A 24,778-nucleotide genomic window follows, 5' to 3' on the forward strand; every position below is an offset into this window, starting at 1 on the left:
TTATTGTTTTTCAGGAGCGACGGTGGCCGGTAAGACGTTCAGTCTTACGGGCGGCAAGCGGTACAGGATGAACAGTGCCAACACGCCGAGGCCGGCGCAGAGCAGCAAGCCGACGCCCACCGACTGAGCCAGGGCATCGCGGGCCAGGTTCAGCCACTGCGGGTGTTGGAGCAGGGCGGCATCGGGGCGCAACAGGACCTGTGGGTCGGCGTACAACGCCAGTCCGTCAGCGTGCCCTTGGGCGATAAACAGTCGTTGCAGGTTGGCGCTGTAAAGCAGGTTGACCAGCACGCCCATCGAGGCGGTTCCAAGCAAGCCGCCTACCAGGCGCAGCGATTGGGTCAGTGCAGTAGCGATCCCTAGAAACTGACGCTCGGCGAGGGTTTGAGTGAAGACCGTCAGGTTCAACAGGATGAAACCCAGGCCAAGACCTGCCAGCAGGATCAAGCCGAGTAACGCGTTGAATGAAGCCCTTCGCCCGGCAATGGCCAAGCCCAGGCACGCCAGCAGCAGCGCTACAAAACCGCACAGGGGCAATAGGTTTGGATTGCGCAAACGAGTGACGATCCGACTGTTGACGATGGCGCCCAGGGTGATGCTCAGCGCGAGTGGCGTAATCAACAGGCCGGCATCTTGCGGCGAGTAGCCGTAGCTGCCTTGCAGCAACAGCGGCAGATAGAACAACAACGAAAACATGATCGCCCCGGCCGCCATCGACAGCACAAACAGCAGGCGCATGCTCGGCAACCCGAGTAACGCCGCTGGCAGCAGTGCGTGCTGGCAGCGGCGTTCCCAGCGCCATAAGGCGAGGGTTGCCACGATGCAACTCAAACCCAGTGCGGCACTCAGCATCAGGCTGGAATGCCCCAGCCACTCGACGAACAATTGCAGGCTGCCCAGCGCCAGCGCAATCAGCAAGGCGCCGGGCCAGTCGAGGCTGATCTTCGTTTGTTGAAGCGGGCGGTGATAAGGCAAGTAACGCCAGGCAAAGAACAGCGCCAGGCAGCCCAGCGGCAGATTGATGTAGAACACCGAGCGCCAACCGTAAGCCCCCGTCAGATAACCGCCCAACCCCGGCCCGATGGCGTTGACCACACTGAAAAGAGCACTGAGCAGCATCTGCCAGCGCAGGCGTTGGCGGGTGTCGGGAAACAGTTCTGGAATGCAGGCGAACGCCGTGCCGATCAACATGCCACCGCCGACACCCTGCAAGGCGCGGCCGATCACCAGCCAGAGCATGTCAGTGGCAAGTGCGCAGGCCAGTGATGCCAGGGTGAAGATCACCGTGGCCGCGATGACGAAGGGCTTGCGCCCGTAGTAATCGCCCAGTCGGCCGAAGATCGGAATCGTGACAATCGATGCCAGCAAGTAACCCGTGGCCACCCAGGCGTAGAGTTCAAAGCCCTTGAGCTCGGCGACGATGCTCGGCAAAGCATTGCCGATCACCGTTTGGTCGAGCGCCGAAAGCATCAGCACCAGCGAGATGCCGAGCATTGCGAGCAGGGCCTGCTTGAAACTCAGGGGAGGGTGGGTGGCCACGGTCATTGTCGGTCCTCAGCTCAACGCCGCAACGGCAGCGGCAATCCGCGAGCAACCTTCGTCGAGGGTCTTGATGTCGGTGGCAATCGACATCCGGAAGAACGGCGCCAAGCCATAGGCCGTGCCAGCGACCACGGCCACCCCCTGGCTTTCCAGCAGGTACATGACCACGTCGTAGTCGGTGTCCAGGCGCTTGCCCTGAGTCGTCGCTTTGCCCAGCAACCCCGAGCAGTTCACATAGAGATAAAACGCACCATCGGGTTTGCGGCAACTCAGGCCGTCGATGGCGTTGAGCAAGTCCAGGCAGTGATCACGGCGTTGCTGATACACCGCCACGCTGTCCGTGACGAAGGTCTGGTCGCCGCTTAGCGCTTCGACGGCGGCCGCCTGGCTGATGGAGCACGCATTGCTGGTCGATTGCGATTGCAGGGTGGCCATCGCGCCGATCAAATCAGCCGGGCCGGCAGCGTAGCCGATGCGCCAGCCCGTCATGGCGTAGGTCTTGGACACGCCGTTGACCACCACCGTACGCTCGGTCAGCGCCGGTTCGATGGCGAGGATGTGCGGGTTTTCCAGGCCTTCATAGCGGATGTGTTCGTAGATGTCGTCGGTCATCAACAACACCTGCGGGTAGTCGAGCAACACATCGGCCAGGGCGCGCAGTTCGGCCGCACTGTAGCTGGCGCCGGTCGGGTTGCTCGGTGAGTTGAGCAGCAGCCAGCGCGTGCGCTCGGTGATCGCGCCGCGCAGTTGCTCCGGGGTCAGTTTGAAAGCGTTTTCTTCGGGGCAAGCGAGGGTCACAGGTTCGCCTTCGCAGGCCAGCACCATGTCCGGGTACGACACCCAGTACGGCGCCGGGATCAACACTTCATCGCCAGCGCCCAGGGTCGCGGCGAAGGCATTGAAAATTGCACTCTTGGCGCCGCTGGTGACCAGGATCTGATTCGCGCCATACGTCAGGCCGTTTTCCCGGGCCAGCTTGTCGACGATTGCCTGACGCAACTGCGAGGTACCGGCATTTTGTGTGTAGCGGGTTTCGCCACGTTCGATGGCGGCGCTGGCGGCTTGCCGAATGTGTTCCGGCGTATCGAAGTCCGGTTCGCCGACCACCAGGTTGATGATCGACTGGCCTTGCCGGCGCAGCTCATTCGCACGGTCGGAAGCGGCGCTGCTGGGGGACGGCTTGATACGTTGCACACGGGCGGCGATGCGGGAGGCGGTCACGTGTCGTTCCTCGTTGATGACGTTGACGAGGCCCTACAGTACGAGTCGCTGCTTGCACCGCCATAAGACGAGATCGTTCTGGTCGGATAGGAATCGCTTATGGCTGGAACTGAACACGCCTTGCACCACCGTGGTGCGCTCAAGCCTGTATGCCCAAGGCGGGTGTCGATCAGGATCGCCCCGATCCAGCCATAGCAAAGGCTTATGGTTGAGCCTTTGCCTTAACCACGCACGCAAGGTTTTTGGGCTGGCCTGGCTCTTGCTAACACTCGTGGGCTGTCTCCCTTTTTCGAGTAAGAGCATCGCCACCGTGAATCTGCGCCGTTTGAAGTATTTCGTGAAACTCGTCGATATCGGCAGCATGACCCAGGCCGCCGATGTGCTGCATGTCGCGCAACCGGCGCTCAGTCAGCAACTGGCCACGCTGGAAGCGGAGTTGCAGCAACAGCTGTTGATTCGGACCAAACGCGGCGTCACCCCGACCGAGGCGGGCAAGGTCCTTTACGGCCATGCGCAAATCATCTTGCGCCAGTGCGAGCAGGCTCAAAGCGACATCAATGCCACAGGCCATGCCTTGTCCGGGCAGGTATCGGTCGGACTGGCGCCGGGCACCGCCGCATCGTCGCTCTCTTTGCCGTTGTTGCGCCGGGTGCGCGAGCGTCATCCGGGCATTCTGCTGTACCTCAACGAAAACTTCGGCACCACGTTGAGCGAACTGATCATGAACGGCCGGATGGATATGGCCGTGCTCTATGGCGGGCGCGAAGTCCACGGCTTGAGCTTCGTTTCGCTGCTGCGCGAGCACCTTTACCTGGTGAGCGCTGACCCGGCTATCAGCACGCTCGACGAGATTCCCCTGGCCGAACTGGCGGACATGGACATGCTCTTGCCGCGTCCCTACAACGTTATGCGGCGGCTGGCGGATGAAGCCTTCCAGCGCATCGGCATGAGCGCGCGGGTGGTGGCAGAAATCGAATCGTCGATCACCCTGACGGCTGCCGTCTCCGGGCATTTCGGCTCGACCATCCTGCCCGAATCCTCGGCGCGGGTGATGGTTGCCGCCACCTCAGTGCATATGTGCCGCATCGTCGAGCCGGAAATCGAAGCACCACTGGCGCTGTGTTTGTCCGGGCATCTGCCGCTGTCGGTACCGGCCCAGGCGGTCAAGGCAATCCTGCTGGAACTGGTCGCGCAGATGCGTGGCAGCCTGATATGAGCGGTCATAAGGACGGCTTATCACCCCAAAGCCAAAGCGTCTTGGTCGTCGTTGAACGGGCTCGCTACATTGACCCCATTCACTCAGACACGCTCGACAGGCAGGGGCCCACGCATGGATTCAGAACGCATCAAGGGGTTGATCGATTTGCTCGCCGAATCGGATCTGCTCGAACTGAGTCTGACCGAAGGCGACAGTACGATTCGCCTTTTCAAGCAGGCCGGGACGGTCGTGACGACCGCGCCGCAGGCTGATCAGGCGCCGGTAGCGAGCGTCGAATCAGCCAAGCGCCCTTCGGCAGCGGCCGAGGTCAAGGCCAGCCTTTACGGTGTGCTGCATCTGACGCCGGCAGCCGGGGAAGCACCGTTTGTTGCGGTCGGCGACCAGGTTGAGGTCGGGCAGACCCTGGCGATCCTCGAAGCGATGAAGATGTTCCACCCGGTCAAGGCCAAAACCGCCGGCCAGGTCACCGCGATCCTTGCCGAGGGTGGCGCCGAAGTCGAAGCCGGTCAGTCGCTGTTCCGTCTCGGTTGATCCACAGCCTTTTCTCTTTCAGGTGAATTCAATGTTCGACAAAGTGCTGATCGCCAACCGCGGCGAAATCGCCCTGCGCATTCAGCGTGCCTGCCATGGCCTGGGGATACAGACCGTGATCGTGCACTCCGAGGCTGATCGCCACGCGCAGTACGTGCAAAACGCTGACCAGGCCCTGTGCATCGGGCCGGCGTCACCTGGCCAAAGCTATCTGAACCAGGCGGCGTTGTTGTTTGCCGCCAAGGTCAGCGGTGCTCAGGCGATCCATCCGGGTTATGGCTTTCTGTCGGAGAACGCCGGGTTCGCCGAGCGTATCGAAGCCGCCGGCCTGACCTTTATTGGCCCAAGCGCGGCGTGCATTCGGACCATGGGCGACAAGGTCGCCGCCAAACGGGCAATGCGTGAAGCCGGCGTCCCGTGTGTGCCGGGGCCGGACTCTGTGATGCCCACCGACGACGCCAGCATTCAGGCGATTGCCCGTGACATTGGTTACCCGGTGATCGTCAAGGCGGCTGGCGGCGGTGGCGGGCGCGGCATGCGCGTGGTGAAAGAAGAAGGCGAGTTGCTCGACGCCATCGCCCTGACCCGTGAAGAAGCGCGGCTCGCGTTCGGCAATCCCGAGCTCTACATCGAGAAATTTCTCGGCCATCCACGGCATGTGGAAATCCAGGTGTTGTGCGATGCCCATGGCCACGCGATCTGGCTCGGTTGCCGCGATTGCTCCTTGCAACGTCGGCACCAGAAAGTCCTCGAAGAAGCGCCGGCGCCCGGCATCGATCCCGAACTGATCGCCAAGGTCGGCGAACGCTGCGCCGCCGCTTGCCGGCAGATCGGTTATCGCGGTGTGGGTACGTTCGAGTTTCTGTATGAGGACGGCGAGTTCTTCTTCATCGAGATGAACACCCGGCTGCAAGTCGAGCACCCGGTGACGGAGATGACCACCGGTATCGATATCGTCCAGCAGCAATTGCGCATGGCGCGTGGCGAAGTACTGGAGTTGCGCCAGCAAGATGTGCAGCTCAACGGTCACTCGCTGGAGTGCCGGATCAACGCCGAAGACCCGATCACGTTTATGCCGACGCCGGGGCTGATCCAGCGCTGGGAAGTCCCCGGCGGCTTTGGGGTTCGGGTCGACTCCCATGTCACCACCGGGTATCGGGTGCCGCCGTATTACGACTCGATGGTGGCCAAGGTCATCACCCACGGGGCGACCCGCGATGAGGCCATGGCCCGTATGCGCCTGGCGCTGCGTGAACTGTGCGTCGAAGGCATCTCGACCAACATTCCCTTGCACCGCGACATTCTCGACGACCCGGCCTTCTGCGCCGGTGGCGTGGACATTCATCACCTGGAGCGCTGGTTGCAACAACGGAGTCCGACATGAGTACTGCTTCTGTATCGCTGCGTCCGCACATCAGCCTGCTCGGCTCGACCGCGCTCTTGTTTGAAGCCCCTGGTGAACTCGATCTGGCGCCGCAACAACGGATTTGGAGCCTGGCCTTGCAGGCAGGCGAATGGGCTGAGATTCACGAAGCGGTTCCCGGCATGAACAACCTGATGCTGACGTTCATCAAGCCGCCGCGTGACCTCAACGGGTTGTGCGAGCGCCTGCTGCAGGCCTGGGAAACCAGTCAACCGCTGCCGCTGGAAGGGCGCATCGTGGAGTTGCCGGTGGTTTACGGCGGTGAGTTCGGCCCGCACATGAATGATGTGGTAGCGCACACCGGGCTGGACATCGAGACCATCGCCAACCTGCATTGCGAGCCGTTGTACCCGGTGTACGCCTTGGGCAGCCATCCGGGTTACTGCTACCTCGGCGGCATGGATTCGCGCCTGGCCACGCCTCGTCGGCAAGTGCCGGTGATCAGCATTGGCGCAGGTTCGGTGTCGATTGGCGGGGTGCAGACCGGCGTCTCAGCCTCGGCTGGCCCCAGTGGCTGGAACACCATCGGCCGCACCGAAATGTCATTTTTTGACCCGACCCAAAACCCGCCGGCGATGCTCAGGCCGGGCGATATGTTGCGCTTGCGCATCGAGAGGATCATTCGATGATCGAGATTCTATCGGCCACCGCCCTGGCCACCGTGCAGGACTTCGGTCGCTTCGGGAGCCTGGGTTACGGCGTCGGCACCTCCGGCGCGATGGACCATTTGGCGTTGGCGTTGGGCAACCTGCTGCTGGGTAATCCCGAAGACGCGGCAGCCATTGAGATTCCGTTGTTCCCGTTCGAAGTACGGTTTACCCACGATTGTGCGTTCGCGTTCACCGGTGCGGCTTGCGAAGCGACTCTTGATGGTCAGCCATTGTTGCCGTTCTGGGTGGCGCAGGCCCGGGAAGGCCAGGTACTGAACCTCGGCTATCCAACCTCCGGCAGTCGCGCTTATCTGTGCCTTGCCGGCGGCGTCGACGTGCCATCGGTGCTCGGCTCGCGCAGCACGCAATTACGCGGCGAGTTCGGTGGTTTGCAGGGGCGCGCCTTGCAGCAGGGCGATCGGATATCGGCGCTGCGTCCGGGCGTCAGTGTGCTGCCGACAGATTTCGGTGTCGTGCCCCCGAGCCAGGCGCTGCCCTTGCAACGCGATGGCCTGCCAGCGATGCGCGTACTGCCGGCGGCGGAATACGAGTGCTTTCTGGAGGAGTCCCGTGCCGCGTTTTGGGCCGGTGAATGGAAAGTCACCAGCCAGAGCAACCGTTACGGCTACCGCCTCGAAGGCGCGCCGATCTTGCCCAGGGCGCCGATGGAAGTCCGCTCCCACGGCATCGTCCCCGGCGTGATCCAAGTGCCTCACGGCGGCCAGCCGATCATCCAGATGCGCGACGCGCAACCGAGTGGTGGTTACCCGAAATTCGGCACGGTGATCGAGGCCGACCTGTGGCGCCTGGGCCAGGCGCCGATTGGCAGCAAGGTGCGGTTTATCGAGTGCAGTTACGCCGAAGCCGTTACAGCTCTGGAAGACAATCAGCGCTATCTCGCGGAGGTCAGCCGCTTGGTTGACCTTCACGGGCTGGCCTCGCGTTAAGGACATTCAACCATGACAAATCAGGAAATCCGCCAGTTGGCGGTGTGGCTCAGGGAGAAGCACCTGGCTGGCGCGGAGATACGTCGGCCGGGGCTGCATTTGGTGCTCAAGCGCGGTCTCGATGAAGTCGCGGCCCCCATCGCTATTCCCATGGCAGCACAGGTTAAGCAAGAGCAGCTACTGAAGACTCCAAACCTGGGCCGATTGCTGCTGACGCACCCGCAACAAAGTGAGGTGCTGGCCTCGGTCGGCAGCCAAGTAGCGCCAGGGCAACTGGTGGCGTTGTTGCAAGTCGGCGATCTGCTGTTGCCGGTCCGCAGCCAGAAATCCGGACGGGTGGCGGCGGTGCTGGTGCCGTGTGGCACAACGGTGGGTTATGGCGAAGCGTTCATGCGTCTGGATGCAGCATGACGAGCGAGGGCAAGTGATGAAAATCGATTTGAACGCTGATCTGGGCGAGGGCTTCGGCCCGTGGCGCATGGGCGAGGATGAAGCGTTGATGAGCCTGATTTCGTCGGCCAACGTGGCGTGCGGTTTCCATGCCGGTGATCCGCTGATCATGGACAACACCGTGCGCCTGGCCAAGGCCGGTGGCATCGATCTGGGCGCGCATGTGGGCTTCCCTGATTTGATGGGCTTCGGTCGGCGGCAGATGAACATCGAAATCAAGGAGCTGGCGACCTACGTGATTTACCAGCTCGGTGCGCTGGCCGGGATGGCAGTGGTCAATGGCCATCGCATGACGCACATGAGCTTCCACGGCGCGCTGGGCAACATGGTTGCCGCCGATGCAGCGCTGGCCGAGCCATTGGTGTGTGCGGTCGCCGCATTCGATCCGACACTGATCATCAGTTCATCAAGCAGCCGGGCCATCGAAAATGCCGCTGATAAATGCGGGCTGCGGGTCGCCACGACGTTCCTCGCCGACCGCGCCTATGACGATGACTGCCTGCTGGTGCCGCGCAAGGTGCCGGGCTCGGTGATCAAGGAACCGGCAGCCGTGCTGCAACGGGTTCGGCAGTTGCTGGAGGAGGGCACCGTGACCAGCCTGAACGGCAAGCAACTCAAGGTGCCGGCGCATTCGATCCTGTTGCACGGCGACACGCCGGGCGCTGTGGAATTGGCGCGCACCCTCCGTCGAGAAATCGAGCTGGCAGGCGGTTGCATCACACCGATTTCGCAGCTGTTGGCGTAACGGTTGCACGGTCATAAGCAGGGCTTATTGCCACACAGTCATTCCGTCTTGGTCCACGGCTTCAGGGCTGGATAGAGTCGAAGTCATCGCGATCACCCGAGTGATCCGCATACGTAACACGAGGACAGATACATGCCATTTTCAGACTACAAAACCGCGCTGGTCACCGGCGCTTCTTCCGGGATTGGCGCCGCTGTCGTCGAGCGTCTGTGTCAGGAAGGCGTGCAAGTCCATGCACTGGCGCGCAGCGCCGACAAGCTTGAAGAACTGGCCGCCAAAACCGGCTGCATCGCCCACGCCATTGACGTCACCGACCTCGCCGGGCTGACCCGTCTGTTCGAAACCCAGCAGTTCGACATTTTGGTGAACAACGCTGGGGTCGATAAACCGGGTTCGATTCTCAAGGCTGACGCCGACGGCATCGACTTGCTGATCGACGTCAACCTGCGGGCGGTGTTGCACCTGGCGCGGCTGGCGTTGCCGGGGATGGTTGAGCGTGACTGCGGCCATATCATCAACATCAGTTCGATTGCCGCGGCCTACAACTTCGGTGGCAACTCCACGTACCACGCCACCAAGGCTGCCGTGAGCATGCTCTCACGGCAATTGCGCATTGATGCCTTTGGCAAGCGGGTTCGGGTCACCGAGATTTGCCCGGGGCGCGTGGCCACCGACATTTTCGCCCATGTGCACGGTGACTCCGAGGAGACCTACAAGCGTTTCGTGGAAGGCTTCGAACTGCCCCAGGCCAAGGACATTGCCGACGCCATTGCGTTTGCCATTGCCGCACCGATTGCAGTCAACGTCGGGCACATGGAAATCACCCCGACCCTGCAAGTGCCAGGCGGGCTGTCGACGGCCCGTCCGCAGGATTACCAGGGCTGAGCTTTAACCGCGTAACAGCACCGAAGAAGAACGGATAAATCCGTCATCGCTCCACTTCCGCCACGGCTCGGCCTGGCGTCTTGTTTCTGCCCCTAGCCCAATGCCGATAGGGATTGACCATGAAGCATGACTTCGATTTGGCCGCGGTTCTGCAAGGCGAATATGCCGAGCTGATCGTCAAGGGCATCGAAATAACACTGCAGCTGGCGCTGTTCGCCTGGCTGCTGGCAATGGCCCTGGCGCTGTTGCTGGTGACCATACGCCTGACCGGCAACAAGTTAGCAGACCGACTGGTGGCCGGCTATGTGTCGTACCACCGCAACGTGCCGACGCTGGTGCAATTGATGCTCTGGTACTTCGGTGTACCGACATTGCTAAGCGAGTCCACGCAGCTGTGGCTGGCGAACTACAGCACCGAATACTTGTTCTCGGTGATTGCTTTGGGGCTGTGCCAGGCCGCGTATTTCTGTGAAGACATTCGCAGTGGCCTGCGGGCCATTCCGGCCGGGCAGACCGAAGCGTCCCGGGCGCTGGGGTTGGGGTATGTGCGTTCGATGCGCTACGTGATCCTGCCGCAAGGCGTGCGCAATAGCCTGCCGTCCCTGATCAACCACACGGTGCTGTTGTTCAAGAACACCAGCCTGGCCATGGCCATCGGCGTGGTCGAGCTGACCTACGCCACCCGCGAAGTCGAGAACTACACCTTCCGCACGTTCGAATCCTACCTGGTGGCCACGGTGTTCTACCTGATCTTTTCACTGCTGTTGATGGGGCTCGGCGCGCTGTTGGCGCGACGCTTCAACAAAGCGCTGGCGAGGTAGGCGACGATGTTCGATCTCTTCTCGATTGTGCAAAACAACTGGGCCCTGTTCCTGATCGGTCAGTACCCGCATGGCCCACTGGGCGGTTTGGCCAATACCTTGATCCTGGCGGCCCTGGCGTTGTTGCTGGCATTTCCGTTCGGCCTGCTGCTGGCGCTGGCTCGGGTTTCTCCGTGGCGCGGCCTGCGTTGGGCTGCCACGGTCTGGGTCTATGTGCTGCGAGGCATTCCGCTGCTGATGGTGATCTTCTGGACGTACTTCCTGGTGCCCTTGTTGATCGGCCACAACATCACTGGCTTCGTCACGATGCTGTGCACCCTGGTGATCTACCAGAGCGCGTACCTGTGCGAAATCATCCGTGGCGGTATCCAGGCGTTGCCGCCCGGGCAGTACGAAGCGTCCCGTGCGCTCGGCCTCGGTTACCTGCGCACGACGATCTGGGTGATCTTGCCGCAAGCGCTCTACAACGCGCTGCCCAGCCTGATCAGCCAGTTCATCTCGATCATCAAGGAAACCTCGCTGGGCTACGTGATCAACGTCCAGGAAGTGACCTTCGCTGCCAACCAGGTCAACAACCAGTTACTGACCAAGCCGTTCCAGGTGTTTTTCATCCTGGCGATCATCTACTACCTGCTGTGTTTCGGCCTGACCCATCTGGCGGGCTGGGTGGAACGCCGTATCGCTCGCAAGCGCCTGGGCAACGGCGGTCCGGCTGCGGCTGCCGACCCGTTGCTGGCCATTGATAATTGAAGAGGGTTGCGACCATGCATCCAATGATCATGTTTTCGAATATCAACAAATGGTACGGCGAGTACCACGCACTGACCGACATCACCGCCGAGGTGAAACCCGGTGAAGTGGTGGTGTTGTGCGGGCCGTCCGGTTCCGGAAAATCCACGTTGATCCGCACGGTCAATCGTCTGGAAGACATCCAGAAAGGCCAGATCCTGTTCGATGGCCAGGACGTGCACGGCACCGACGCACACATCAACAGGTTGCGCAGCCGGGTGGGTTTCGTGTTCCAGAGCTTCAACCTGTTTCCGCACCTGTCGGTGTTGGAAAACATCACCCTGGCGCCGAGCAAGATCCGCAACCTTAAAGGTTCGGCCGCCAAGCAACAGGCCATGCAATTGCTGGATCGGGTTGGGCTGGCACACAAGGCTGGCGCTTATCCGGCGCAGCTCTCCGGCGGCCAGCAACAGCGGGTGGCGATTGCCCGCGCATTGGCGATGGAGCCGCCGGTGATGCTGTTCGATGAGCCTACCAGTGCGCTCGACCCGGAAATGGTCGGCGAAGTGCTGAGTGTGATGAAAGGCCTGGCCAAGGATGGCATGACCATGATGTGTGTGACCCACGAGATGAATTTTGCCCGTGAAGTCGCCGACACCATCTGGTTTATGGACGCGGGTCAGATTCTGGAAAAGAGCACGCCCGAAAGCTTCTTCAATCAGCCGACGCACCCGCGCGCGCAACGCTTTATCGCCGACCTGCGGGCTCATTGAGCCGCAGCGGTTTTGCTCACTCTGCCATCCGACTTTCCCATCTCCGGAGTTTTTTCCATGCGTATGAAGCATCTGTTTGTCACGCTGGCGTTAGGTCCTTTGGCCGTTTCGGTCGCACAGGCCGACCAATTGAGCGACATCATGGCCAAGAAGTCGTTGAGCTGCGGCGTGTACGCCGACGTGCCGCCGTTCTCGGCGCCGGATCCGAAAACCCGCGAACTGGTGGGCATGGACGTCGATTTGTGCAAGGCGCTGGCCAAGACCATGGGCGTCGAACTTGAACTCAAGCCGCTGTCGGTCGAAGCCCGGATTCCGGAAGTGAAAATGGGCCGCGTCGATGTAATCTTCGCTAACCTGGCTTACACCAAGACGCGGGCCGAACAGATTCAGTTCAGCGACCCGTACTACATCGCCAAGGAAACCCTGGTGGTGCGAGCGGCGAATGCCGATCAACCGAAAAGCTTCTTCAAGGACAAGCGCATCAGCTCCACCAAAGGCTCGACCTCCGAGCAGTCGATCCGAATTGCCGGGGCCACTCCGGTGACGTTCCAGGACACTGGCTCGGCCTACATGGCCTTGCAGCAGAACAAGGTCGTGGGCCTGGTGACCAACACCATGACCGCCTTGAAACTGGTCAATCAAGCCAGGGCCAGTGGTATCGAATTGGCGCTTGCCAAGGAGCCGATGGCGCTCGAGCCGATTGGCGCGGGCATGCGCAGGGATGAGCCGGCGTTCCTTGCCAAGGTCAACGAGTCATTGGCGGCAATGGAAAAAGCCGGGGAGATCGATGCAATCTGGGATCGCTGGATCGGCCCAAACACTGAGTACAAAATGGTGCGCGAGGATAAAGTGCAGAGCCTCAGCAGTTTGAAGTTCGATCCTTTGCCTTAAAATCGATACAGGTGAAAAAGCCCGGCGAGAGTTCCAGCGTCGGGCTTTTTCACGTGTGTCGGTTGTTGGCTTGCTATAAGGCGGCGTCTGTAATTCAGCTCAAGCGTTGATAGGCCAGCAAGCGGTGCTCAGGCAGGCCTAACGGAACAATGCAGGCTAAAAGGACGTAAACAAGTAGCTTGCGATCAAGCGTGTCTCGTCAATATCCCTGGCGTCGTCACTGCGGTAGGTCGCGTTCCTCAACCGCACAGAAAAGCCTTTAAGGCTCCCCTGAAAGGCGTAGCTCACATCCACATCGCGCTCCCATTCCTTGTCGGCGCCGACTTTCTTCAAGCCATCGCCATGGATATACGCGGTAAAAAAGCTCAGGCCGGGAACACCCATGGCGGCGAAGTCGTAACCATAGCGCAGCTGCCAGCTACGTTCGCCGGCGCTCCCGAAGTCATGGTATTGAACGTAGTTGGGCAGGTAGGGGTTATTGATGTAAGGAAAGCCCGTAGCCCCGCCCATGACTTGGTAGGTCGCCATGACGCTATGCCCATTATCCAGGGCATAGCCGAACGCGGCGGCGTATGCGCGGTTATCCACCTCTCCCGCTTTGGCTGCACCAACATCACGACTTGAGAAGGCACGCAGGTCAGTGGTCAACGTACCTTTGCCGAGGCGCGTGTTGTGTATCAACCCAGCGAACTGCTGGCGGTACACATCATCAAGCTCGCCATAAAAGTACGTTGCACTTAGCGCTGGCGTCAGCTTGTAGGTCCCGCCGCCATATCGATAGTTATCGCCTATACCGGTTGCACGATAGCGACCGTCTTTCACCGCGAGGGTGATGTCCTGAAGGTCGGTAGAGTCGGGCGTAATCGTCTTATCGAATTGAGCCAGGTTCAAGGTCAGGCGATCTACGTCGGTAGAGTTGATCTGCCAGCCCTGGAATGTCTGAGGAAGCAGTCGACTGTTGTTGTACTGAAGAACCGGAACCTTTGGCAATGACATCCCATAGCGCAAGGATGTCTGAGATATTTTGAGTTTGACGCCATAGCCTGCTTTTGAATATTCATCAACGGCCTCACCGGAAGCCCGTTTGGGGAGGAGGCCGCTACCGGAACGGTCTGGGCTCGAGTCCAGTTTGTAGCCCGCAAACACCAGTGCGTCGACGCCAAAGCCGATGATTCCCGGTGTGTATCCCGACTCATAGTTGAGCAAAAAACCTTGAGCCCATTCTTCTCTTTTGGAGACGCCCGTTCCCTGACGAAAATCCCCGTTGTAGTAGAAGTTTCGTGCTTCCAGGCGAATCTTGCTGTCCGCGATAAAGTCATCGGCCATTGAGGTGTCGATGGAGATAAGTACAGGTGTGAGCAAAGCAACATATAAGGCGCGGTTCATTTTTATTATTTTCCTGACGCAGGGAGTCGCTGCTCGGTGCTGGACCGAACAGGGACTGTTTAGAAATGGTGTGATCGATAGAGCAGAAGTTTTACGGTTTGGTGCCAAGTTCCAGAGCGAGCTTGTCGCGATCCAGTTCTTTTTCCCACGCTGAGACAACCAATGCGGCAACGCCGTTACCCACCAGGTTAGTCATGGCAAGTCCGGTGCCCATGAAGCGGTGGATACCCAGAATCAATACCATGCCCGCCACCGGTACAAGCGGTACCACCATCAAGGTGCTGGTCAACATGACAAAGGCTGCACCTGAAACACCGCTGGCACCTTTGGAGGTGAGCATGGCCACGATGACTAACGTCAGTTGCTGAGACAGTGACAGGTCAATGTTCAGCGCTTGGGCGATGAACAGCACCGACATCGTCAGATAGATGTTGGTACCGTCGAGGTTGAATGAATAGCCGGTGGGAATAACCAGCCCGACGACGGGTTTGGAGCAGCCCAGTCGTTCCATTTTTTCCATGATCTGAGGCAGTACCACTTCCGATGAACTGGTGCCGAGTACGACTAGCAACTCCTCTTTGATGTAAGCGATAAAACGCAGGATACTGAACCCGCAGATTTTCGCGACGCCACCCAACACTACAATCACGAACAGCGCACACAGGATGTAGAAGCTGCCGACCAGTTTCATGAGGGGCAGGAGCGCACCTATACCGTAAGTACCGACGGTGAAAGCGATGGCGCCGAATGCACCGATGGCGGAAAGCTTGGCGATGATGTGCACGATGCGAAAGAACACACCCGACAGACCTTCGATCATGTCGTAAACCGGTTTGCCTTTCTCTCCCATGGCTGACAAGGCGCACCCGAAGAGTACGGAGACCAGCAATATGCAAAGCACATTCCCTTCAGCAAAGGCCTGAACAAACGTCGAGGGGATGATCCCCATCAGAAATTCGACCATGTGCATGTGCTGAGCTTTCTCGGCGAACCCGGTGACCGCTGACGCGTCCAGCGTATTCACGTCCACATTGAAGCCCGCACCCGGCCTGAACAGGTGGCCGCCAATAAGGCCTATCAGCAGCGAAACAGTCGAAATGACTTCGAAGTAGAGCAATGCTTTCCCGCCGACCCGACCGACTTTTTTCAGGTCGCGCATACCGGCGATACCGGTGACAACTGTGCAGAAAACCACAGGGCCGATGATCATCTTGATCAGCTTGATGAATGCATCGCCCAGCGGCTTGAGGTCGGCAGCAAAGGTTGGCCAGAAGTGGCCGACGGCGACGCCCGCGATAATTCCCAACAGGACTTGAAAGTACATCGCGCGATAGAAGGGCGGCTTGGTCTTCACCTTCATCGGAAGGGTTACATCGACCTGAGCAGATGCAGGACTGGGGTTCATGGCGTTCACTCTCTGTAAGTCTTATTGTTGGAGGTGCAGCAAAGCGTGGTGGGCTTAGCGTCCGTACAGCTTCATCGGGTTATCGATCAGCAGTTTTTGACGCAGCCGAGGATCGGTACAGAAGTTGAACATCAGATCTACCAACTCACCGTCGTTGGGCATGTCTTTACTGATGTTTGGGTGCGGCCAATCAGTGCCCCACAGGACGCGATCTGGTGCTATCTCAATCAGCTTCTGTGCAAATGGCGCGGCATCATCGAATGGTCGCCGGCCCACGGATACGCGTTCCGCGCCACACACCTTGACCCATGCCAGCGGATTTTCCATCAGTTGCTGCAACGCCAGGAAGGACTGCTGTTCAATGCCATCCTGAGCTTTTACCCGACCCATATGGTCGATGATGAATGGTACGGGGATCCGCGCCAATCTGTCGGTATAGGTCAGGATATCTTGTGCATCAAGATGCAGGACGACATGCCATCCCAAATCCGCAAGGCGATCTACAGTGCTATCAAAGACGTCCAGATCTGGCGCGCCACCCAGGTGTGCCACGAAGTTGAACCGCACGCCGCGAACACCGCCGGCGTCCATCTCGGCAAGCTGTTCATCGGTCTCACTGCCGTCAACGATTGCTACGCCTCGATACCGTCCTTCACTACGAGCAATAGCGTCCAACATCGCGCGATTGTCGCTGCCGTGACAGCTGGCCTGGACAATCACACCACGCGTGAATCCCAAGTGGTCGTGCAATGCCCGCAATGTTTCAAACGGGGCGTCTGGTGGGGTATAGCTACGATCTTCGGCATAAGGGAAGTCAGCCGAAGGGCCGAAGACGTGGCAGTGAGCATCCCAGGCGCCAGCAGGAAGCGGCTGCTTTGGTTGTGTAGGGTTGGCGTCAGGGGCGAGGCAGGTTTTCATCTCGTGTCCTTTAGTTATCGTTAGCGCAAGCGATAGCCGATGGTGGCTGTCTCGACGCCTTACAACAACAAGACACAGGGTCTAGCAGTTATGCGGATTTTGCATGTGTCGGTTCATTCTATGCAGATCTCGCGAACCAATGACATTGTCTGTGCTGCCAGCCGAGACAATGGACGCTGCTCAAATGTGGCGATAAACAAGTGCGTCTGGATCGACGGATCAACGATCTGTGCAGCTTTAAGGCCTTCGAGTTTTCCATCGCCGTTCGCCAAACCCGAGCGGAACAGCACGCCGTAGCCCATCCCAAGATTGATCAGTTCCAATAGCGACGGGATGCTGTCCACTTCCAGGCAAACGTTCAGATGCACCTCATGCCTTGATGCTTCACTCTCAATGAGTCGGCGTATGGAGTGAGGTTCACTGGGAGTGATTAAAGGGTATTGGCCCAAGTCTTTCATCGCGACCTGGGAAGGGAGATTCGATTGCTGGCTACCGATGAGCATCAGCGGCTCTGAGTGGATGTGCTCATATTGCAGTTGTGCGCTGTGGCCAGGATTGAAGAGCAGGGCGAAATCCAGGCGACCCAGCAGTAGCCACTCGCGCATCGAATGCGTCAGGCCTTCCTTGATGCCCAATATGCAGTCAGGAAAGCGTTCGCGAAAGGCCGAGACCACTGCCACGGTGTGGCGCCGGGATATGCTGGGAGGAAGCCCGACGACCACCTTGCCAGACAGCGTATCGCGTTGTTCGCGCAGGTCCTCACGAGCCACCTGCACCTGTCGCAAGATGCCTTTGCCGTGATCGAACAAGCGTTGCCCGGAAGCGGTCAGTAAAACACCTCGACCATTTCGCAAGAGCAGATGCTCTTGCAGTTCGACCTCAAGCTGCCTGACCTGACGGCTGACGACCGATTGAGAAATGTTCAGTACCGCGGCGGCCTTGGTGAAACTTCCGAACTCAGCCACCCGTACGAAACATTCGAGCTGTTTTAGGTCCATGGGTGCCACTCCGGGAAAAACGCTATGTTACCGCTTTTCCCGGACAGCACTTTCATGAGTGATTGGCTTGCCATACAGCGTGTCGATCAGGTTTATCCAGTCGAATGGCTCAAGGTGTGAGTAATCAATATCGGCATCAAGCATGGCATCGACGAGCCCGAGCTGGGCGCTGACGATGGCTTGGCTCATGTTCGGAACCACGTCGACGTCGCGAGCGGTTTTTGCGACCTCTTTCATTTCCTCCGCGCGGCGCCGACCGTGCTCTGCCACGCGACTGATCAGGTAATGGGGGAGTGCGCCGTCCCAACCCATCTGCGGGAAACTCTTGTGCAATGACGCCAGCACCTCGTCCTCGGCATGGTATTGGCGAGCGGTGCTCAAGCATTCGGTGGTGAGTGCTTCCAGGCCTTTGATCATGATGCTTCGACACATCTTTATCGCCGACGCTACGCCAACCACCTCCGCCACTACCCGCACGTTCATGCCCAACCCGCTTAATCGTTCAGCAACCAGGGTAGCGTGTTGGCCGCCTAACAGGATCGGTGTTTTCAAGCGTTGCGGTGGTACCGGCGCCATGACGGCGGCATCGATGTAATCGACGCCATGCTGCTGCATCGCTATGGCCGCTGCGCGCTTGGTAGAGGGCGCCACTGAGTTGATGTCGATGAACAGTTGTCCGGGCTTCATCAGTGACGCCGCGCTCAGTGCGACTTCGAGTGCGTTATCCGCTGTGACGGCTGAAATGATCCACTCGCCAAGCGCTATCGCTTGAGCCGCACTTTCGCACAGTTGAACGCCACACCGCTGGGCTTTTTCATGCAGCGCTGCTCGTTTGGCCGGGTCTTCAAGGAGGCGATCATAGGCGTAGATCTTTACGCCCTGTGCCGCAAGATCCTCGCCCAGAATGGCACCGGCTTCGCCGAAGCCGATCATGGATACGGTCGTGGTCATTACGATTTCACCGGTTTTTGCCAGACGTTCCCAGGAATGAGCACGTTGCCTTCGAACAACAGCCGTGCCGTGCGCACCAACCCGCAACCGGCTAACTGACCGTCAATCACACGCAGCTCCACCGTGAACTCGCCGGTTGGATGCTCGACAGACAATTGGACACGATCACCGGTTTCTACTTGGGCCAAACGGCTCGCGACTGTCCCTGGAATCAGGCAGGCAGAGGCGACACTGACAGCGCCGAACACCCCGATTGAGGTGTGACAGCGGTGAGGAATGAAGGTACGGCTGCCAATGGCGCCTCCGTTGCGGGGGGCTGCTATCAGGGACATTTTTGGTACGGTGCGCTCGCGCACATCCCCCAGGTTCATCAACGGGCCCGCCTGCAGCCGGATTGATTCGAGCAACGCTTTGAGCGCGATGTTGGCGTCCAGTTGCTCGGGGTTTTCATCGCCCGTGCACCCCACATCCGTTGCCCTGATCAGCACAACAGGCATTCCATTGTCGATACACGTCACTTCGATGCCATCGAAGCGGTCAATGGTGTTTCCGGTAGGCAAGAGCGCTCCGCAACTGGAACCGGCAATGTCTTCGAACTCGACAATCAGAGGAGCACTGGTGCCAGGAACGCCATCGATGCGGGTATCCCCTGCGTACTCGACGATGCCACCGGGTGTGCGGACGTCAGCCACGGCGATCTGGCCGGTATTCACCATGAAAATCCGCACAGTCGTCATCCATTCGTCAGCGCTGATCAGCTCCCGCTCGATTGAAAAAGGGCCGACGCCGGCAAGGATGTTTCCGCAATTCTGGCCGTAATCAACTTGGGCCTGTTCGACGCAAACCTGGGCAAACAGATAATCGACATCAGCATCCGGGCGAGCCGAGCGGCGGATGATGGCGACCTTGCTGGTCAGTGAATTTGCGCCCCCAATGCCGTCTATCTGGCGTGCATCGGGTGAACCCATGGCGGCCAGTAATACTTGATCACGCAGCTTGCCTTCCGGCGGCAGGTCGTCAGCCAGGAAGTAAGCGCCCTTGGAGGTGCCGCCACGCATCATGAGGCACGGAATTCGGGTCTGGCGCATGAAGGTCATCCTTGCACGTCAGTGAGGCTGTCGTAATAAGTCAGGCCCCGCTCGACGAGCTTCTGGCGCATCGCGTAGATGTCGAGTCCCAATTCGCCGGCCGCCAGGCGCACGCGTTTCTGCTCTTCGATTTGGGCGCGTTTTCGGCTGGTTTCAAACACATCGGGCAACTCTTTGCGGCGCACAATGACCACGCCGTCATCGTCTGCCACTACGACGTCCCCGGGCTCGACCAATTGGCCGGCGCAGATGATGGGCACGTTGACCGAACCCAGGGTTTCCTTGACCGTGCCCTGGGCATGCACCGCCCGCGACCATACCTTGAAGCCCATCTCCCGCAGTGTTCGGGTATCGCGCACCCCGGCGTCAATGATCAGGGCGCGTACCCCTCGGGCCATCAACGAGGTGGCGAGCAAGTCGCCGAAGTAGCCATCGGTGCAGGGCGACGATGTCGCGACCACCAGGATATCGCCGGGTTGGCATTGTTCGACCGCCACGTGAAACATCCAGTTGTCACCCGGCGCGACCAACACGGTCACCGCCGTTCCGCTGATGCTCTGGTTCTGCTGGATGGGGCGAATGGCCGAATCCAACAGACCTTTACGCCCTTGGGCTTCATGCACGGTAGCAACGCCAAAGCGATCCAGTTCGTCGATCAGCGCCGAATCACCACGGGGAATGTTGCGCACGACAATGCCGGTTTTTCCGATCAGTGTGCTCATGCCAGGTTCTCCGTCACCCGTGGGAAGATGCTTTGATAGCCTTCGGCGTAAACGATGTTACGGGTAGAGGCGATACCCACGTTGCGTTTGGCCTGCACACCGCGTTGCAGGGCGACACGGGTGTAGTACTCCCAGAGATGTTCCTGGCCTGCCATGCACTGGATGGCGGCGTATTTCTTGTCCCATACCTCGGTGATGTCCAACAGCACATCCGGGCGCCATTCGCATTGCTCAGGCTGATGGGGTTCGAAGCTGTAAACGGGTGGGGCCCCCACAATTTTTTCGCCAGGCTTGTAGCCTTCAGCTTGAGCGATGATGCGCGCTTCCTGCGTCAGGTTCATCGCCAGCGGGTGATCGTAGTTGTAGGGGTCCTTGATCGAGTGACTGAGGACAAACTCCGGTTGCACGCGACGAAACACATCGGCCAAACGAAACAGCGTTTCTTTGTCGGCGCGCATCGGGTAGTCGCCGATGTCGAAGAATTGCACGCTCGCGCCAAGGATCTGCGCTGCAGCTTCAGCCTCACTGCGACGCGCGGTTTTGACCTTGTCTTCAGACATCTCGCCTTTGCGCCAGAGCTTGGCCGACTCACCTCTTTCGCCATAGGACAGGCACACGATGTGTACGGCATAACCTTGTTCGGCGTGCAGGGCGATGGCGCCGCCTGCGCGCCAGACGAAATCGGCAGAGTGGGCGCTGACGACTAATGCAGTTTTTGTTTTATTGATCATCGAAGGGCTCTTCCTGCGGCTGTTTGATAGCGCCCACAGTCGCATTTGAGGGGGAGGGTGAATAATGCGTTCCGCGGCAAGAGGTATGCGTTTTACTTATCGTGATCAGTTATGCATGCTGTCCGCCCGCTTTCTGGAAAACTCGGCAGGTAGACATGCACAGCCCTGAATTGCCCAATCTGATGCAGGTTCGAGCGTTCCTTCGAGTTGTCGAATACGGCAGCGTGTCCAAGGCATCCGCCGTGCTTTATCGTGCCCAGCCTGTAGTGACACGCGCCATCCTGGCGCTGGAGAAGCGCCTCGGCGTCTTGCTGTTTGAGCGCAACGTCAATGGTATGCGTCTGACCGATTATGGTGAGCGTGCTGTTCCCCGGGCTCGTCGTGCCATGGATGAACTGCTGGTCGTGCCGTCTTTGCTGGGGCAGGTACTGGGTCATTCCGCCGAGCCGCTTTACCTGTTCCAGACCCGGCGCCTGGAAATGTTCGCGAAACTCTGTGAAACCCACCATATGCAAACCACGGCGAGTGCCCTTGGCGTTTCGCAGCCCGCGATCAGTGCCGCCATCAAAGTCCTGGAGCAGGGCAGTGGCGCTGGCCTGTTTGAACGCACGCCTCACGGTTTGCTGCCCACCCGCGCGTGCCTTGCAATGTTGCTGCGAGTGCGGCGAGCACTCAATGAACTGCGTCACATCGATGCGGACATCGCCGCGTTGAGTGGTTCCCTTCAAGGTGCCGTGCACGTGGGGGCCTTGCCGCTGGGGCGCACGGGAATACTGCCAGAAGCCATCGTGCGCCTGACCCTGGAACACCCCCACGTACGAGTCGTCACAAACGAAAGCCCGTTTGACCTGCTGGCCAGTGAAATGCGCGCTGGCGATGTGGATTTTGTACTCGGCGCTCTACGCCCGTCGGCCTACGCCAGCGACCTCTATAGCGAGGCCTTGCTGCAGGAAGAAATGGTGATCCTTGTACGCCGCGGCCACCCTTGGCTGAAGCAGGTTCCCGTGTATGAAGACTTGAGTGCCGCGCGCTGGATCTTGCCTCGCGCCGGCTCTCCGGCACGACAACTGCTGGACGCGTTTTTTGCCCACATCGGCATCGCCGCACCCAGCCCGGTGATTGAAACGGGTGACCTGGCGATTTTGCGCGGTGTGTTGCTGCGCTCAGACATGCTCGCTGCCGTTTCGGCGCATCAGCTGGAACACGAAATGGTCAGCGGTGAGCTGGTGCGACTGCCGCTTTCCCTTAGCCACACCACGCGCCCCATTGGCCTGATCTCCAGAGCGGGCGCGCTTCAATCGCCTGCGGCGCAGGCGTTGATGGACAAGATTCGGGAGGTGGTAGGGGAGTCGGTGATGTTTCAGTGATTAACGCGACACACATGATGGCCGAGGTTACGGCATAACCCCAGCCATCGACGGTTGATACAAGCCTGCTAGTAGCGCATTTCCACCGCCACATAAGCCCCAATGCCATCCCCCGGATACAATGACGCCGTATCCTGCCCCTTCGCATCATAGAGCGGCTGCACCGCCGTCACGTACTTCTGATTGGTCAGGTTCTTTAAGTCCAGCGACACCTTCCAGTCCTTGCTCGGCGTTTCATACCCTACGTTCGCCCCAAAGATCGTGTAGGAGGGCGCGTAGAAGCTGTTTGCATAGTCCACCGCCGTACGCGAAGCCGATTGCACATTCACCCCGGTATAGAAGCCCGCAGGATGCTGATATTGCACCTCGCCCTGATAAATATGCTTCGGAATCCCCGGCAGTTGGTTGTCGCCGAAGGTCGGGTCGTGCCGGTAGTAGAAGTCGTTATAGGTATACACCTGGCGCAAGGTGATCTTTTCACCTGAAGTGTTTTCCCACATGCGCGTATTCAAGCCGGCCTCGATCCCTTGGTGGATTGTCGGTGTGGCGTTGAATGCACCGGTCACCGCAGCGGCAGTGGATGTCGCCGGAATGATCTGCACATTGAGCAATTCATTGCTTACCCATGAGCGGTAGAGCGCCAGGCTGCCCTCGAAGATGCCCGATGAACCTTTGATCCCGACTTCTACGGTATTGGCTTTCTGTTCCACCAGCGGCCGTACGTACGGCGAGGTCGGCCCGGAACCGGAGTATTCCCACGACGCCGGTGGGTCGACGGAGCGGCTGACGTTGGCGAACACTTGCAGTTGCGGGTTGAACTCGTAACGCACGCCCACCCGCGGTGCCAGGCTCCAGTTGTCGTAGGTCACGTCGCTCGGGTAGGTGGTGGTGTTGGCCACCAGGGCTTCCTTGACGTCGGCATGGCGGCGCACGTTGATCGCCGAGACGCCGCTGGTCAGCCACAGGCCGTCCACCAGTTCGAGGTCGTTGCCCAGGGAGAACACGTGGTCGAACGAGGAGCTGTAGTCGACGAACTTGCGGGTCTGCTTGTTGGCGAAGGTGGAGTCGACCTGGCCCTTGAGGTGTTCGGTGGAAGTGAAGGCCAGGCTGGAGCGGCTTTCGTGGCCGAACAGGGTGTCGCGGCGGTCGTAGTTGATCACCGCGCTCAGGTCATGCCAGTCCCAGTAGCTTGGGTTGCTCGGGCTGTTCGGGCTGTTGTTGTGGGCGTACTGGTAGTAGACGAAACCCACCGACAGGGTGGCGTCGTCGTCGAAGGTGTAGGTGGTCTTGCTGCCGGCCCACACGCTGCCAGGGCGTCGGCTGCCGGCGCCGCTGCTTTCGGCGGTGGCACTGGCGCGGTCGGAGTGGTGCTTGACCGCATCCAGGGTGGTGGCGCTCGGGTCGTTGTGGAACTCGTCGCGGTAACGCAGCATCACCCGGGTTTCGAGTTGCGGGCTGAAGCGGTAGCCAAAGTTGGCCACCACGCCCTGGCTTTTCGACAGACTGTAATCGCGGTAGCCGTCGCTGCGGTAGTTGTCGGCATTGAGGTAGTAGTCGAACGCACCCTCGACGCCGCCGACACTCAGGCTTTGCTTGTTATAGCCGTAGCTGCCGGTTTCCGCGCGAACCCGCAGGCCGGGTGCGGTGTAGCCGGTCTGGTTGACGAAGTTGATGGCGCCGCCAAGGCTTAGCGCACCGTACTGGAAGGCGTTGGCACCGCGCAGGATTTCGGTGTAGTTCACCCCCGAGCCGTTGAGAAATTCATAGGGTGTGCCACCCGGGCCGGTGATTGGCAGGCCGTCGAACAGGAACTTGATGCCCTCACGGAAATACCCCGGCGAGGTGTTGGCGCCCGACCCACGGATGGAAATCTTGGCCGCGTCATTGCCACCGGTGGACTGCACGAACACGCCCGGCTGATAGGCGAGGGTGTCTTGCAAGGTGGCGGTGCGTCCCTTGGCCACCTGTTCACTGTCGACCACGCTGGTGCCGCCTGGCACCTCGGACAACTGACTCTTGGCCGCCTCAACGGGCGTGATTTTTTGTGCCTCTACTGTCACCGTCTTTAGCCGTGTGCCGGTCGTCGGTGTGACCTCATCGTCGGCCTGTACGCTGGCGGAAAAGACCAGGGTTGAGCCCAGTCCCAGCATCGCCAGCCAAGTTGCTTGCCGCACGGCAAGTGTCAACTTTTGCAACTCTCCCCGAAAGAATGGATCCATTAAGCGTGTTCCTTGTGAATAGATAAATTAGCCCCAGCTTTCTATTCGAATAGTCATGCCTGTTTCGCTCTGAGCAGTTTCTATGCCAACGCTGTTTGCCAAGGAATACGGGTGTTTAGTGCGGGTGAAGTGTTTTGCGGGATACTTTGTTTTGAATCGCTGTTTG

At 59.6% G+C, this 24,778-nt stretch carries 24 protein-coding genes; 13 read left to right on the top strand and 11 right to left on the bottom strand.

Annotated features, from left to right (window positions below; all coding sequences use genetic code 11):
• Both CEC48_RS04115 and CEC48_RS04120 read right to left on the bottom strand, forming a co-directional pair.
• On the bottom strand, positions 1-1,545 hold the full coding sequence (locus tag CEC48_RS04115) for an MFS transporter (RefSeq protein WP_088422580.1): 1,545 nt from the start codon (positions 1,543-1,545) through the stop codon (positions 1-3).
• A gap of 9 nt (positions 1,546-1,554) precedes the next feature.
• Positions 1,555-2,763: an aspartate transaminase gene (locus CEC48_RS04120; protein WP_088422581.1), complete on the bottom strand. Its 1,209-nt coding sequence runs from the start codon at positions 2,761-2,763 to the stop codon at positions 1,555-1,557.
• Positions 2,764-3,073: 310 nt separating this feature from the next.
• On the opposite strand from CEC48_RS04120, the gene nac reads away from it, so the two are divergent.
• From nac to CEC48_RS04180, 12 genes are all read left to right on the top strand, one after another.
• Complete coding sequence (gene nac / locus CEC48_RS04125) at positions 3,074-3,979, top strand: nitrogen assimilation transcriptional regulator NAC (protein WP_088422582.1); 906 nt, start codon at positions 3,074-3,076, stop codon at positions 3,977-3,979.
• A gap of 114 nt (positions 3,980-4,093) precedes the next feature.
• Positions 4,094-4,513: an acetyl-CoA carboxylase biotin carboxyl carrier protein subunit gene (locus CEC48_RS04130; protein WP_088422583.1), complete on the top strand. Its 420-nt coding sequence runs from the start codon at positions 4,094-4,096 to the stop codon at positions 4,511-4,513.
• A gap of 31 nt (positions 4,514-4,544) precedes the next feature.
• Positions 4,545-5,897: an acetyl-CoA carboxylase biotin carboxylase subunit gene (accC, locus tag CEC48_RS04135; protein WP_088422584.1), complete on the top strand. Its 1,353-nt coding sequence runs from the start codon at positions 4,545-4,547 to the stop codon at positions 5,895-5,897.
• Positions 5,894-6,565: a 5-oxoprolinase subunit PxpB gene (gene pxpB, locus CEC48_RS04140; protein WP_088422585.1), complete on the top strand. Its 672-nt coding sequence runs from the start codon at positions 5,894-5,896 to the stop codon at positions 6,563-6,565. The genes accC and pxpB overlap by 4 nt, the downstream gene beginning before the upstream one ends.
• Positions 6,562-7,533, top strand: coding sequence for a biotin-dependent carboxyltransferase family protein (locus tag CEC48_RS04145; RefSeq protein WP_088422586.1), 972 nt, complete (start codon positions 6,562-6,564; stop codon positions 7,531-7,533). The genes pxpB and CEC48_RS04145 overlap by 4 nt, the downstream gene beginning before the upstream one ends.
• Positions 7,534-7,545: 12 nt before the next feature.
• Positions 7,546-7,944, top strand: a complete 399-nt coding sequence (locus CEC48_RS04150; RefSeq protein WP_088422587.1) for a biotin/lipoyl-containing protein — start codon at positions 7,546-7,548, stop codon at positions 7,942-7,944.
• Between the two features lie 16 nt (positions 7,945-7,960).
• Positions 7,961-8,728 (top strand): LamB/YcsF family protein, encoded by a 768-nt coding sequence (locus CEC48_RS04155; RefSeq protein WP_088422642.1) that lies wholly within the window; start codon positions 7,961-7,963, stop codon positions 8,726-8,728.
• Between the two features lie 132 nt (positions 8,729-8,860).
• A complete protein-coding gene (locus CEC48_RS04160) occupies positions 8,861-9,613 on the top strand; it encodes an SDR family oxidoreductase (protein ID WP_088422588.1) in 753 nt (250 codons plus the stop codon).
• Between the two features lie 119 nt (positions 9,614-9,732).
• Complete coding sequence (locus CEC48_RS04165; RefSeq protein WP_088422589.1) at positions 9,733-10,434, top strand: amino acid ABC transporter permease; 702 nt, start codon at positions 9,733-9,735, stop codon at positions 10,432-10,434.
• A 6-nt stretch (positions 10,435-10,440) separates the two neighbouring features.
• Positions 10,441-11,184: an amino acid ABC transporter permease gene (locus tag CEC48_RS04170; protein WP_088422590.1), complete on the top strand. Its 744-nt coding sequence runs from the start codon at positions 10,441-10,443 to the stop codon at positions 11,182-11,184.
• A gap of 23 nt (positions 11,185-11,207) precedes the next feature.
• Positions 11,208-11,936, top strand: coding sequence for an amino acid ABC transporter ATP-binding protein (locus CEC48_RS04175; RefSeq protein ID WP_176438666.1), 729 nt, complete (start codon positions 11,208-11,210; stop codon positions 11,934-11,936).
• Between the two features lie 57 nt (positions 11,937-11,993).
• The gene (locus tag CEC48_RS04180; RefSeq protein WP_088422592.1) at positions 11,994-12,827 is read left to right on the top strand and encodes an ABC transporter substrate-binding protein; all 834 of its coding nucleotides are present in this window, start codon (positions 11,994-11,996) and stop codon (positions 12,825-12,827) included.
• 156 nt (positions 12,828-12,983) lie between these two features.
• Here CEC48_RS04180 and CEC48_RS04185 read toward each other — a convergent pair whose 3' ends face one another.
• From CEC48_RS04185 to galB, 8 genes are all read right to left on the bottom strand, one after another.
• Positions 12,984-14,213: an OprD family porin gene (locus CEC48_RS04185; protein ID WP_088422593.1), complete on the bottom strand. Its 1,230-nt coding sequence runs from the start codon at positions 14,211-14,213 to the stop codon at positions 12,984-12,986.
• Between the two features lie 91 nt (positions 14,214-14,304).
• Positions 14,305-15,573, bottom strand: a complete 1,269-nt coding sequence (locus tag CEC48_RS04190) for a dicarboxylate/amino acid:cation symporter (protein ID WP_256579670.1) — start codon at positions 15,571-15,573, stop codon at positions 14,305-14,307.
• 99 nt (positions 15,574-15,672) lie between these two features.
• Entirely contained in the window at positions 15,673-16,536 is an 864-nt protein-coding gene (locus tag CEC48_RS04195; RefSeq protein WP_088422595.1) for an amidohydrolase, read from the bottom strand.
• Positions 16,537-16,649: 113 nt separating this feature from the next.
• Positions 16,650-17,534, bottom strand: a complete 885-nt coding sequence (locus CEC48_RS04200; RefSeq protein WP_088422596.1) for a LysR family transcriptional regulator — start codon at positions 17,532-17,534, stop codon at positions 16,650-16,652.
• Positions 17,535-17,561: 27 nt separating this feature from the next.
• Positions 17,562-18,485 carry an NAD(P)-dependent oxidoreductase gene (locus tag CEC48_RS04205; RefSeq protein WP_024658409.1) on the bottom strand — a complete coding sequence of 308 codons (924 nt, stop codon included), beginning with the start codon at positions 18,483-18,485 and terminating at the stop codon, positions 17,562-17,564.
• The gene (locus CEC48_RS04210; RefSeq protein WP_088422597.1) at positions 18,485-19,573 is read right to left on the bottom strand and encodes a 4-oxalomesaconate tautomerase; all 1,089 of its coding nucleotides are present in this window, start codon (positions 19,571-19,573) and stop codon (positions 18,485-18,487) included. Before CEC48_RS04210 ends, CEC48_RS04205 begins: the two co-directional genes overlap by 1 nt.
• A gap of 5 nt (positions 19,574-19,578) precedes the next feature.
• Entirely contained in the window at positions 19,579-20,295 is a 717-nt protein-coding gene (locus tag CEC48_RS04215) for a 4-carboxy-4-hydroxy-2-oxoadipate aldolase/oxaloacetate decarboxylase (RefSeq protein ID WP_088422598.1), read from the bottom strand.
• A complete protein-coding gene (galB, locus tag CEC48_RS04220; protein ID WP_088422599.1) occupies positions 20,292-21,026 on the bottom strand; it encodes a 4-oxalmesaconate hydratase in 735 nt (244 codons plus the stop codon). Before galB ends, CEC48_RS04215 begins: the two co-directional genes overlap by 4 nt.
• A 155-nt stretch (positions 21,027-21,181) precedes the next feature.
• On the opposite strand from galB, the gene CEC48_RS04225 reads away from it, so the two are divergent.
• Complete coding sequence (locus tag CEC48_RS04225; RefSeq protein ID WP_088422600.1) at positions 21,182-22,393, top strand: LysR family transcriptional regulator; 1,212 nt, start codon at positions 21,182-21,184, stop codon at positions 22,391-22,393.
• Positions 22,394-22,461: 68 nt separating this feature from the next.
• On the opposite strand, the gene CEC48_RS04230 is transcribed toward CEC48_RS04225, so the two are convergent.
• Positions 22,462-24,612, bottom strand: coding sequence for a TonB-dependent receptor (locus tag CEC48_RS04230; protein WP_088422601.1), 2,151 nt, complete (start codon positions 24,610-24,612; stop codon positions 22,462-22,464).
• Between the last annotated feature and the right edge of the window lie 166 nt (positions 24,613-24,778).

The sequence above is a fragment of the Pseudomonas sp. K2I15 genome (assembly GCF_002204795.1).
Lineage (GTDB): Bacteria > Pseudomonadota > Gammaproteobacteria > Pseudomonadales > Pseudomonadaceae > Aquipseudomonas.